Origin of the sequence: Nesiotobacter zosterae (assembly GCF_033843645.1) — a bacterium.
In the GTDB taxonomy this organism is placed as follows: domain Bacteria; phylum Pseudomonadota; class Alphaproteobacteria; order Rhizobiales; family Stappiaceae; genus Pseudovibrio; species Pseudovibrio zosterae.
Map to the genome: position 1 here is coordinate 1 of NZ_JAWXVZ010000015.1, position 11,571 is coordinate 11,571.

Below are 11,571 nucleotides of genomic sequence, written 5' to 3' on the forward strand. Positions count from 1 at the left end.
CGGGCAGGGGCAGGATCGGTGCGGCAAGGGCAATCAGGCAGATCGCCAAGAGAACGGCGAGACCACATGTCGCCAGCGTATTGTTAAGCAATAGTGCCGCCGTGCCGGGACGATTGGGTTTTGACGCCGGTTTCGCCGGCGCGGCAAGCGTTGTCTCAGACATCAGCGCAACCTCGGGTCCAAAAGCGTCTGCACAACATCGGCGAGCAGATTGAACAGGACATAGGCCGCCGCGACCACAAGAACGCCGCCTTGGACCAGCATGAGGTCCCGTGTGGAAATGGCCTTGACCAGCATCGAGCCGATGCCGGGCCACTGGAACACGGTTTCGATGTAAACCGCGCCGCCGATGACGAAACCGGCCTGAATGCCGATCACCGGAATGATGCTGACCAGGGCGGATTTGAAGGCGTGTTTGTAGATCACCTTCCGTTCACTCAGCCCCTTGGCGCGGGCTGTGCGGATGTAGTCCTGACGCAAGACCTCAAGCATGGCTGTCCGGGTCAGCCGTGCAATCACGCCGGTCGCGACAACCGACAGCGTGAAAGCGGGCAGCGCCAAATGGTGCAGAAGGTCTGGCAGATCGCCGCCACCATAGATTGCATACATGCCGGAGGCTGGGAACAAACGCAGATTGACCGCGAAGACGAAGATTAACAGCAATCCGAGCCAGAAGGACGGCGTGGAAATGCCGATGAGAACCAGCAGCGTGATCGCCTTGTCCGCCCAGCCGTATTGGCGAACGGCGGAGACGATACCGGCGATCAGCCCAAGGATCGAGCACAACACAAGCGCCGTTCCGGCCAGGATCAGCGTGGCCGAAAACCGTTCCAGAACCTCATCAAGAACCGGCCGGTTGAGCGTGTAAGAGCGGCCGAGATCACCTTCAAACAGGTTGCCGATCCAGATGATGTACTGCTCGAACAGGGTCTTATCGAGCCCAAGGTCCTTGTTGAGTTTGGCGACGTTTTCAGGCGTTGCGTAAGAGCCCAGGATGGCGGTCGCCGGATCGCCGGGGATCATAGCCATGATCAAAAAGACGATGATGGTCAGCCCGAACAGGACCGGGATGGCAGCCAGAAGACGTTTGGCGATATAGCTGGCCAATGCACTCTCCCCCATTGGCACGAATGAAAGGCGTTTTTTTCTGAAAGCGCCAAGAAATATCCCCGGCAGCGCCGCGAAGGCACCGCCGGGGCGTTGGTCACATCGGTTTTTTCACGTCCTGGAGCATCAGGAAGAAGGACGGTTGAAGCTTGAAGTCTTCAACGGACGCTTTGGTCACCGCGTTCTGCTTCCAGTTCGCTACGAAGACCCACGGTGCATCGTCCTGAACGATCTGCTGCATTTCCTTGTAGAGCGCGGCACGCTCGGCCTGCTCCGTGACCTGGCGGGCCTTTTCCAAAAGCTCGTCAACCTTCGGGTTGGAGTAGTAACCCGAGTTGAAGCCGCCATTTTCCGGCATGGCTTCGGTGCGCAGGGCCAGGAAGGGAAGGGTGTCCGGATCATTGGTCATCCAAGCCATTTCGGCCATGGCAGCCTTGCCCTCCAAACCCGGGTTGACCTTACCCAGGAAGGTGTTCCACTCGTAGGTCTCGATCTTCACGTTCATGCCGACCGCTTCCAGGTCGGCCTGAATGGCCGTTCCCATGGCGACCGGATCAAGCATGCCGGACCCGCCTTCAGTGACGAAAAAGGTGATCTCCTCACCATTGTATCCAGCCTCGGCAAGCAACGCTTTGGCTTTTTCTGGATCATACGGATAGGGCTCCAGCGTCTCATTGTAAGCCCAGGCAAAGGCAGGCGGTGTCGGTCCTGCCGCGACCTCAGCTGTGCCTTGCAGGATGTTGTCAACAAGCGCTGTCTTGTTGATGGCGTAGTTGGCAGCCTGACGGGCGGCCTTGTTGTCGAACGGGGCCTCCCGGGTGTTGAGGATCAAGAACCAGACATGGGGACCGGCCTGTTCCAACACCTTGAAATTCTCGTCCTGCTTGAACTGTTGCAGGCTGTCGGGCGGCACCTCGACCATCACGTCCAAACCGCCGGACAACATCTCCGCGATCCGTGTGTTGGCATCGGTAATCGGGCGATAGATGACGGCTTCCAAATCCGGCGCGCCGTCCCAATAGGCCTCGTTCTTCACGGCAACCATCTTGGCGTTGGCGTCCCATTCACCGAATTTGTAGGCCCCGGTGCCCGATGGGTTGCGGCCGAAATCCTTGCCATGCTGCTTGACCGCGTCCGGCGACACGATCAGGCCGGTCGGGTAGGCCAGGTTGGACAGGAACGGCGCATAGGGCGCGCTCAGCTTGAAGGTTACGGTCGTGGGGTCTTCGGCGATGACCTCTTCAACCGTTGAGAAGAAGAACGACAGAGGAAACGGCCCGGTGTCATGGTACGGGTGGTCTTCCTTCAACATGCGGTCGAAATTGAATTTAACCGCCTCCGCGTTGAAGTCAGATCCGTCGTGAAACTTCACGCCCTCACGCAGCTTGAATGTGTAGGTCTTTCCGTCCCCGGAAATCATCCAGCTTTCGGCCAGAGACGGCTCAACCTCAAGCGTTCCGTCCTTGTAGCGGACCAGCCCATCGTAAAGGTTCACGAGAATACGGAAGTCGTTCACGGCCGTGACCGCATGGGGATCCAGCGATTTCGGTTCCGCGATTTGCCCGACAATCAGCACATTGGGCGGCGTTTGCGCCTGCACCTGAGGTGCAAACGCAATGAAGGCCGAGGCAAGCGCCGTGGCCAGTAGCTTCTTCATGTTTATTCCCCTCGTTTTGGTTCTTAATAATTAATCATGTTTAATTGCGTAATCGCAATAATTATTTCATATTGATTTCAACTCTGACGATTGTCAGAAGCCTGCACGCCATTCAAACCTCTGAGACTTCGAAGGAAAACCCATGAGCCTGGCACCGGCGAAAATCGACCTTGAGCGTCTCCGGACCCTGCTTGCCGGGGTCAACAGCTTCGGTGCCAACCCGGCCACAGGTGGTGTCAACCGCCCGGGCTTTTCCGATGCGCATATGGCCTGCATTTCCTGGTTTGAAGACCAGATGCGGGCAGATGGCCTTGCCACAAGCCGGGATGGCGCGGCCAACCTGTTCGGACGGCTGGGCGATCAGGACGGTCCCGCCATCCTGATCGGGTCTCATCTGGACACGGTGATCGAGGGCGGTGCCTTCGACGGGGCGCTCGGCGCGTGTGTCGCGCTTGAATGCGTGCGCGCTCTCAACGAGGCTGGCATCACACCCAACGCGCCGATCGATGTTGTCGCGACCGCCGAAGAGGAAGGCCGGTTCGGCGGCATGCTCGGGTCGCAAACGATCACCGGACAGGTCAGCCCCGGCTGGCTCGAGACTGCGGCTGATGCCAACGGGCTCCTCCTGACGGAGGTGATGAAAACGCAGGCGTTGGACCCGCAAAAAATCCTGACCTCGGCGCGGGCACCGGGCAGCGTGAAAGCCTTTTTGGAGCTGCACATCGAACAAGGCCCTGTTCTGGCGGCAGAGGGTATCGCGGTCGGGGTCGCGGACCGCGTGTCAGGCGTGTGCAATCTGGAATGCGTTTTAAGCGGCGTCGCCAACCATTCCGGCACAACACCGATGGAGTTGCGCGCCGACGCTTTCGCCGGTCTGGCGGAGGTCGGCGCGGCCATTCCGGATTTGATCCGGCAGCACGGGACTGATCAAAGCCGGATTACCATCGGCAGGGTCGATCTGACCCCCAATCATCCGCACACCATCCCCGGAGAGGCGGCGTTCACGGTTATTTTGCGGGATGTCGACGAAGCGGTGATGCGGGTGCTGAGGCAGGAGCTGAGCGAAGTCATCAAGCGCACAGCGGACCAACACGGGCTGAAACACACCCTTTTCGAGCGCAGCTGGCTGCCGCCGGTTTCTCTGGATGGTACAATGGCCGATCGGGCCGAAGCGCTTGCCATAAAGATGGGATATTCGGTCAAGCGCATGCCGTCCGGCGCGGGCCACGATGCCCAGACCATGCAGTCCTTTTGCCCATCGCTGCTTGTGTTTGTCCCGAGCAAGAACGGGATCAGCCATGCGCCCGAAGAACACACCGACTGGGCCGACATCGAAAAAGGCGCCAACCTCATGCTGCAGATGCTGATTGACCTTGCCGGCTGACGGGAAAGACAGAGCCCCGTTGCGCGGTTACCCCGCACAACGGGGCCGCAGTTACCTAGTGTTGCGGAACAATCTCACCGGCGGTTGGTGTGAGTAAGGGCACTGGATCCCAATCCGTGATAGGGGTCTGCTCAACAGCAGGCCGTTACCCCGCTGTTGAGCCGCGCTGCACGAGCGTCACACCTGTGATGACCTCATGGGGCGGGGCCTCTGGCGTTTCCAACCGGTCAAGGAGCAGGCGCATGGTAACCGCGCTCAGCTCCTCTCGGCTCTGGGCGATGGTGGTCAGATCATAGGCCTTCCAGCTCGACTGCGGAATGTCGTCATACCCAACCACCTTCAAATCTTCTGGCACTTTCACATTGTGATCGAAGCGAAGGCCGTCGAGAAACCCCAGCGCCATGTAGTCCGCGACGCAGAAAACACCGTCAATGCCTGATGCTGCCTCCGCGAACGCATGCGCCGCTGCCAGCCCGCCAGCATAGGACTGTCCACCTGCTTCAAGCTTCAAAACGTCCCAGCCCTCGGCCTTTGCCAAAGTTTCAAAGGCAAGGGCTCTGCCCAGAACCGTGTAGGACGCGCGTTTTGGGACAACAACCGCCAGCCGGCTACAGCCGATTTCCCGCAGGTGCTTGAAGGCAAGGCGCCCACCCGCTGCAAAGTCGGTCAGTACGCGGTCAACAGGGGCACCCGTGTCCTGCTTGTTAACCACCACCAGTGGCACCCCATGGCTATGGCATTCCATGCAGATTTCCTTTGGCGGTGTATCCGAAGTCACGATCACACCAGCCACGCTGTATTGAAGCAGTGAACCGATCAGGTCGGCAACATCATCAGCCCGATCCCCCCGCAACAGAATTGGCCGAAAGCCTTTTTCCAAGAGCATCGAGGACAAAAAGTCGATCTGCTCGGCTCGAAAGGGGTTGTCCAGATTGGCGGCTACAATGCCTACCAAATCCGTGCGTTGCTTGTGAAGAGAACGGGCGAGAACGTTCACCCGGTACCCCAGTTCCCGGGCCGCCTTGATCACCTTTTCCCGGGTTTCCGCAGAAACACTCGCACCATCAGTAAACGTGCGGGAAACGGCAGAGCGGGAAACACCCGCCCTGCGGGCAACATCGTTTGAGGTCACATGGCGCCGCGACCCAGTGGTATCAGTCATTGCTCACTCAGCATCCAACAGCACCTGCGGCCGCTTTTCCAAGAGCCGCTGCGCCAGATAGGGGTAATTCAGGTTCAGTAGGTCCGGGGAAAGGTCCACCACGCGGCCCATCACTTCAATATCATTGCCCATGTAGGCGATCATCGCCTGCGCTCCAGCTCTCCGCACCTCTCGGATACTCTCTGGATCTGCATTGGTCGCATTGAACTCTACAATGTCGGGCTGAAGGTCTGCCAGACATTCCTCTACCGAGCCATAATCTTCTGCACGGGCCATAAGCCAAGACTGCGGAAACTTCGAGGCGATGGTCGCAAGGTAATCGCGGCAGAACGACCAGTAAAACACCTTTTCCGTTGGCAGGATCTTGGAGACCTCTTCAACCACGGCGATTGGATCTGCTTCCTTGAGCTCCACATAAAGACCTCCGCCATTGCGGTGGGCACAGTCCACAATTTCTCTCAGCAAGGGAACTTTTTGACCCTTGTGAAATGAAGAGAGCTTGATCCCGGCATCAGCCTTCCTGACTTCTTCCAGTGGCAACTCCCGAATGGCACCGGATCCCGTGGTGGTCCGATCCATCGTCACGTCATGGTGCACCACCAGATGACCGTCCGATGTTTGCTGCAGGTCAATCTCCACGATGTCATAGCCAGCGGAATAGGCGGCCTGCGCGGATGCCAGAGTATTTTCAGGTGTAAGCGTGCACAGACCGCGATGGCAGACGATCTGCGGACCATTTGGTACACGATCGCGATAACGGCGCATCAACTCGGGTTGGTCGGTGCAGATGCCCAAGACCGGCTTTGCCATAAGGGCACGCAGCACAGGCATGCGTTCTTCATGCCAAGTGACCACCGGCATGCCATGGCGTCGGGCTTCAGCGAAGAATTCCGGGGTTAACAGTTGGTCGGGACGTTCACCGACGTGCTCCCAGCACGGATGGACAATGTCGGCGCCACACGCAACCGCCCGGTCGATGAGAGGAACACCGGGACCGGCAAGCAGGGACAAGGGGTAGGGGCACCCTTCCGCGCGTAACTCGGCGATGGCCTCGGACTGGGCCGTGCCGAGTATCGCTCTTTCAAAACGAGCCGCCAACAGGCGCTTGACGGCAGCACGCATGACCTCTGGTTGCTTGGCGTCGAGGTAGAGTGCCGTCTCACATTGCTGTGCAAGCGCAATGACCTCATCCAGAAGCGGGGCAGGGCGACCAGCAGCTGCAGTAACCTTCGCGATTTGCGCATAGGACAGATCGGATAACCTGTCTTCGCGCCCCGTAATCGCCGCCATAGTCTCATCATGGAAGACAACTGGCTCCCCATCTGCAGAAAGCCTGAGATCTACTTCCCACATCTCCGCACCCAACGCATGTGCGATTTCAAAGGAGGTCAGAGTATTGTCGAATGCATAAGCACTGGCCCCGCGATGAGCGATTGCCAGGGGCGGTTGGTCCGATGCCCGGATCCAGTTACGATCAGGAACGAAGCTCATGCCAACGCTCCCATGTGCAGTCGTGCGCCCGAGGCATCGAACGCCAGAATCTGGTTCTCCGCAATGCCCCAGGAAACTTCATCACCCACGTGATACCCGCCCCCTTGGCGCTGTATAGACCTCAAAACCGAACCGTTGCTCAAGGTCACGTCGTAAAGCTCCTCTCGGCCTTGCGTTTCAACAAAACTGATCCTGCCGGTTACCTTCAACGGGTTCTCCGGCTGAAAATGCTCCGGGCGGATGCCCAGTCGAATAGGCATACCGGAAGACGGTAGGCCATGTTGACCCCGCAATGGCAGCAGTGCTTCCGATGAGGCAAGCTGAACGCCACCATCAGTGACAACTCCATCCAGGAACGCAATGGGTGGATTGCCAAGGAAACTAGCTACAAACTCGCTATTTGGGTTCTGATACATGTCTTGCGGAGAGCTCAACTGAACGATGTCGCCCTTGTTCATGATGGCAATGCGATCACACATGGACATGGCCTCCACCTGATCGTGGGTCACCAGAATGGCGGTGATGCCAGTTTGCTGCTGGATACGGCGGATTTCCGAGCGCATTTCAAGCCGCAGCTTGGCGTCCAGGTTCGCAAGAGGTTCGTCCAGAAGCAGGATATCTGGCTCCCGCACGAGTGCGCGCGCCAGCGCCACCCGCTGTTGCTGCCCGCCGGAAAGCTGAGCAGGTTTGCGCTCCATCAGCTCCCCAATATGCACCAGTGCGGCAATCTCGCTGACCTTCTTTTCGATGGTCTTCCTGTCCTCTTTGCGGATCATGAGTGGGAAGGCAATGTTCTCATAAGCATTCATGTGCGGGTAGAGTGCATAATTTTGGAACACAACACCCACATTGCGTTGCTGGGATGGCAGGAGCGTTACATCCCGATCTCCGAACAGAAGCTGGCCGCCTGTCATTCGGTGAATGCCACAGATGGCAAACAAGGTCGTGGATTTGCCGCAACCAGACGGCCCCAATAGGGCGAGCATCTCACCGCTTTCCAGTGACAAGGACATGTCCTCAATGACTGTGATGTCGCCGAAGGTCTTTTTGAAGTTCTTGAGTTCGATACGCATCAGCCCTTGGTGCCTCCGCCATAGATGTTCATCAGATGCTTGTTGAAGAGGATGTAGATGAGGATCACAGGGATCGCGTAGAACACACCAACGGATTTGAACTTGGCAAAGTCCATGCTGGTGTCGTCGGAAATAAGGCTCTGCAGGTAAACCCCAAGAACCTGTGCATCCGCACCGGGTGCCAGAACCTGTGGTAGAATGAACTCACTCCAACCGGACAGGAAGGCGAAAATTCCAAGCGCCGTAATTCCCGGCTGCACTTGAGGCAGCACAAGTTTGCGCCAAACCGTGAAGCGACTGGCCCCATCCGTGAGGCCCGCCATTTCGATTTCCCAGGGAACGGTGTCGTAAAACCCCTTCATGATCCAGACACCAAACGGGATCTCAAGCGCCGCCTTGACCAGAATGACGCCCGCGAGTGTGTCATAAAGACCTACCATCTGCAGGATGAGGAAGATAGCAATGATCAGCGTGATGGTCGGGAACGCGTGGAGCACGATCAGACCACCGAGAAAGAAGCCTCGGAACGGGAGATGAAGCCGTGAGAGGGCATAACCGCCAGTGAGAGAGACGGAGAGGGCCATCAGGGTTGAAACGCAGGCAAAAATGAAGGTGTTCAAGGTCACCGACCATATACTTGGTCTACCCGGCGCGGGCGCCTCCCACAGGAAGCTCCACGAGCCAAACGAGATCCCATTGGGGATGAATGATCCGGGAGGGCTCACCGTCACCGTATCGATGATCATGTAGGCATACATGGTGACCAATGGTACCGAGGTGAGGCCTAGAGCCAACAGGATCGGCCATGATTTGAAGTTGGTGTTCATGTCCTTCTCCTAGTGCTCGATCCGCGGTGAGGTGATCATGCTCTTGAAGTTGAAAAGGCGCAGATAGAAGAGCGAGGCTATGATGCCGATCACCACCAGCACCATGGCAAGTGCCGCTCCATAACCGTATTCCAGATTGCCCCCGTAGTTGTTAAGCGCGATCTTGAAGGCATAAAGCGCCCAGACGTTTGTTGCGCTGCCCGGTCCGCCATTGGTGGAGAGCAGGATGTACTCGAACGAGGTGAGCAGTGAGAGCGTCTGATAGGCGGTGGTGAACAAGATGGGCCAGCGCAACTGCGGCAGTATGATGTAGCGCACCTGCTGCCACCGGTTGGCGCCATCCACCTCACTTGCATGGAGCATGGATTGAGGAATGGAGCGTATGGCGCTTGAAAACAGGATCATTCCCATGGAAGCCCCCACAAAACCGTTGATCAGCACGACTACAACCCATGCATGGGTGGCGGTGTGTTTCATCAAGTTGTGGGGCGGCACACCGAAGTGACTTAGCAGTGTCGACAGGAAACCCGTATCCCAGGTGAGCCACTTCCACATGAGCACATAAAGAACCGGCGGCAGGATGCGCGGCAAGAACCATATGGTACGGAAGAAAGCGGCTTGGCCCGAAGGCAAATAGAATGTTGTAATTGCTAGGAACAGTCCGAAGCCGACGTTGAATGCCAGAGTGAAGGTCACATAGATCGCTGAGTTGGCTGCAGCTCGATACGTGGACGGAAGATTGACCGCCCTGTCATAGTTGGCGCTCGTCCAGATCCAACCGGTGTAGGCCGTCTCTGTCAGAAACACAGCCTCGGCAGGCGAAAGGTTCAGGTTCAGCGACGAAAGGGCACTTTGGAAATCTGCCTCGGTTTCAAAGCGCACATTGAGGACCGACTTCTGAAACAGTTCAGTTGCCTTTTTCAGGTCACGGATGGATCTGGGCCGATGGCTCAGGTCCTTGAGAGCTCTTTCAAAATCGCGACGCCCGGTGAAGGTGTCCCCCAGCAGGGTGCTACGAATTTCCCCGATAAACCTCGGCGTGTAGCCTGCGGCCTCTGCTGCTTCAAGGCCAGCCTCGTCGACCACGTAGCTTTCGGAGGACAGGCGCTCAATTGCATCCCCTTGGAACCCCTGTTCGGTAAGGCTGCGGATTGTGGCAGGTGAAATCAGATAGGCGCCACCGGAAATGCCGGTTGCTGTGCTCATGTTGGTGAAAGAATACACACCTGTCATAACAACCGGTGCCAAGAAAAACATGATCGTCAGGATCAGAGCCGGAGCCATGAACCCAAGGCCAAACAGGTCTGCGCGGCGCATCTTTTCCTCCGTAAAACCGGAGAGCGGCGAAAAACACCCGCCCTCCGGTCCTGAGAATTCTGATTAGCGGACGATCAGATCATCGCCGAGGGTGGCGCGCATTTCTGCTTCCACTTCTGCGACAGCCTGCTCGGGGGTGTTCACACCGGTCCAGGCGGTCTCCAGACCCTTGAACATCAGTTCAGCGAACTGACCATACTTGAGGTGGTTCGGCTGGGCATTCGCCTCGGATAGCAGCACGTCTGTCGCTTCGGTCAACCAGCGGTCGTTTGCATATAGGCCGATGTTGGACTGCTCCTTCGCGATCGCAAGGTGAGCCGACTTGACTGCATGCAGGGTGTTGATGCGAGGCTCTGAGGCGATTGATACCAACTGTGCTGCAATCTCAATGGTCTCTTCATCGTCCTGCGCCGTCAGAAGATAAGCGAGAGGATGTGTGATCGTGTTCGCACGACCGTTCTCGTTGCCAGCCGGGATGAGAGAGAACTGAACCTTACCAAAGAAGTCCTCAAGGCCTTCCTTGCCGGTGTAGCGGGCATAGTGCCAAGTACCACCGTGCCATGTGGCTGACTTACCAGTGGCCACCTCGGAATACCATTGATCCCAATCGGTGCCGAGGTGGTTTTTGCGCGTTACACCGGCTTCAACCGCATCCACGAAGAACTGATAGAACTCGGTCATGGCCTTTTTGTCGAGGACGAGCTTGCCGGTTTCCTTGTCCATCAATTCACCGCCGAAAGACTGGTAGAACTGGGCATAATCCGGTCCATTGGATACACGTGGGTAGAAGCCGTAGCCTTGTTCCACGATCTCCATCTCGACGGCCTTGCGGGCATCCGCCAAGACGTTGTCCAGCGTATATTCGCCAGCTGCGATCTTTGCAGGTAGCGCATCAATTTCTTCATCGGTGTATCCGATGGCACGCATGGTGTCCTTCCAGAAGAAGAATGGACGGGATTCTGCATCCTGCGGAATACCAAAGACCTGACCGTTGTATGAGGTGATTTCCATCAGGTTGGCGTAAATGTTATTTAGCGGCCAGGCATCCAGATCCACATAGTCCTCAATTGGAACGATGAGTCCCGCCTGACTCCATGGCGCGATATCAAGGTGGCTGGTCACCACGATATCCGGCGCAGTTCCGGCCTCAGCGGCCAGCGTGTAAGCTTGCTTGAAATCTGCCCAACCGCCGAAATCGCGCTTGCCTTCAACCGTGATGTTCAGCTCTTCACCCATGATTGCATATTCGCGCTTAAGGATGTCTGCTGCCATCTCGATTGCTTCGATGCGGTAAGAGTCCGCATCATTTGAGCCGCCAGCCCAAACCGTAATGGTCATGTCCTTTGCAAGGGCATTGCCAGCAAAGCCAACGGTTGCTGCTGCCAGTGCAATGGCCGCAGTTGAACGGCGCAATTTCGAAAGAAGAATAGTCATCTTAACCTGCCTGTCTTGATCGAAAACCAGTCCCATGCCCCCATGGGCGACCCCTCGCGGAGTACATTGCACTCGTGTGCAGACCTCGTTTACGGGAGGCTCATTGCGGTGAGATGACA

At 57.3% G+C, this 11,571-nt stretch carries 9 protein-coding genes; 1 reads left to right on the top strand and 8 read right to left on the bottom strand.

Features of this window, described 5'->3' with window-relative positions:
* Window positions 1-162 precede the first annotated feature (162 nt).
* Both Q3Y58_RS17930 and Q3Y58_RS17935 read right to left on the bottom strand, forming a co-directional pair.
* The gene (locus tag Q3Y58_RS17930; protein ID WP_319623198.1) at window positions 163-1,107 is read right to left on the bottom strand and encodes an ABC transporter permease; all 945 of its coding nucleotides are present in this window, start codon (window positions 1,105-1,107) and stop codon (window positions 163-165) included.
* A gap of 97 nt (window positions 1,108-1,204) precedes the next feature.
* Window positions 1,205-2,764 (bottom strand): ABC transporter substrate-binding protein, encoded by a 1,560-nt coding sequence (locus tag Q3Y58_RS17935; RefSeq protein WP_319623199.1) that lies wholly within the window; start codon window positions 2,762-2,764, stop codon window positions 1,205-1,207.
* Between the two features lie 142 nt (window positions 2,765-2,906).
* On the opposite strand from Q3Y58_RS17935, the gene Q3Y58_RS17940 reads away from it, so the two are divergent.
* Window positions 2,907-4,148 carry a Zn-dependent hydrolase gene (locus Q3Y58_RS17940; RefSeq protein ID WP_319623200.1) on the top strand — a complete coding sequence of 414 codons (1,242 nt, stop codon included), beginning with the start codon at window positions 2,907-2,909 and terminating at the stop codon, window positions 4,146-4,148.
* A gap of 145 nt (window positions 4,149-4,293) precedes the next feature.
* Here Q3Y58_RS17940 and Q3Y58_RS17945 read toward each other — a convergent pair whose 3' ends face one another.
* The 6 genes from Q3Y58_RS17945 to Q3Y58_RS17970 form a co-directional block, all read right to left on the bottom strand.
* Window positions 4,294-5,310: a LacI family DNA-binding transcriptional regulator gene (locus Q3Y58_RS17945; RefSeq protein WP_319623201.1), complete on the bottom strand. Its 1,017-nt coding sequence runs from the start codon at window positions 5,308-5,310 to the stop codon at window positions 4,294-4,296.
* Window positions 5,311-5,313: 3 nt separating this feature from the next.
* The gene (locus Q3Y58_RS17950) at window positions 5,314-6,801 is read right to left on the bottom strand and encodes a glycerophosphodiester phosphodiesterase (protein ID WP_319623202.1); all 1,488 of its coding nucleotides are present in this window, start codon (window positions 6,799-6,801) and stop codon (window positions 5,314-5,316) included.
* Window positions 6,798-7,874, bottom strand: coding sequence for an ABC transporter ATP-binding protein (locus tag Q3Y58_RS17955; RefSeq protein ID WP_319623203.1), 1,077 nt, complete (start codon window positions 7,872-7,874; stop codon window positions 6,798-6,800). The genes Q3Y58_RS17950 and Q3Y58_RS17955 overlap by 4 nt, the downstream gene beginning before the upstream one ends.
* Window positions 7,874-8,701, bottom strand: coding sequence for a carbohydrate ABC transporter permease (locus Q3Y58_RS17960; protein ID WP_319623204.1), 828 nt, complete (start codon window positions 8,699-8,701; stop codon window positions 7,874-7,876). The genes Q3Y58_RS17955 and Q3Y58_RS17960 overlap by 1 nt, the downstream gene beginning before the upstream one ends.
* A gap of 9 nt (window positions 8,702-8,710) precedes the next feature.
* Entirely contained in the window at window positions 8,711-10,018 is a 1,308-nt protein-coding gene (locus Q3Y58_RS17965; RefSeq protein ID WP_319623205.1) for a carbohydrate ABC transporter permease, read from the bottom strand.
* Between the two features lie 63 nt (window positions 10,019-10,081).
* On the bottom strand, window positions 10,082-11,452 hold the full coding sequence (locus Q3Y58_RS17970) for an ABC transporter substrate-binding protein (RefSeq protein ID WP_319623206.1): 1,371 nt from the start codon (window positions 11,450-11,452) through the stop codon (window positions 10,082-10,084).
* Window positions 11,453-11,571: the final 119 nt, after the last annotated feature.

Coding starts and splice junctions, on each gene's coding strand:
- Q3Y58_RS17940 (WP_319623200.1), top strand. CDS start 2,907: ATGAGCCTGGCACCGGCGAAAATCGACCTTGAGCGTCTCCGGACCCTG.
- Q3Y58_RS17960 (WP_319623204.1), bottom strand. CDS start 8,701: ATGAACACCAACTTCAAATCATGGCCGATCCTGTTGGCTCTAGGCCTC.
- Q3Y58_RS17970 (WP_319623206.1), bottom strand. CDS start 11,452: ATGACTATTCTTCTTTCGAAATTGCGCCGTTCAACTGCGGCCATTGCA.
- Q3Y58_RS17950 (WP_319623202.1), bottom strand. CDS start 6,801: ATGAGCTTCGTTCCTGATCGTAACTGGATCCGGGCATCGGACCAACCG.
- Q3Y58_RS17955 (WP_319623203.1), bottom strand. CDS start 7,874: ATGCGTATCGAACTCAAGAACTTCAAAAAGACCTTCGGCGACATCACA.
- Q3Y58_RS17945 (WP_319623201.1), bottom strand. CDS start 5,310: ATGACTGATACCACTGGGTCGCGGCGCCATGTGACCTCAAACGATGTT.
- Q3Y58_RS17965 (WP_319623205.1), bottom strand. CDS start 10,018: ATGCGCCGCGCAGACCTGTTTGGCCTTGGGTTCATGGCTCCGGCTCTG.
- Q3Y58_RS17935 (WP_319623199.1), bottom strand. CDS start 2,764: ATGAAGAAGCTACTGGCCACGGCGCTTGCCTCGGCCTTCATTGCGTTT.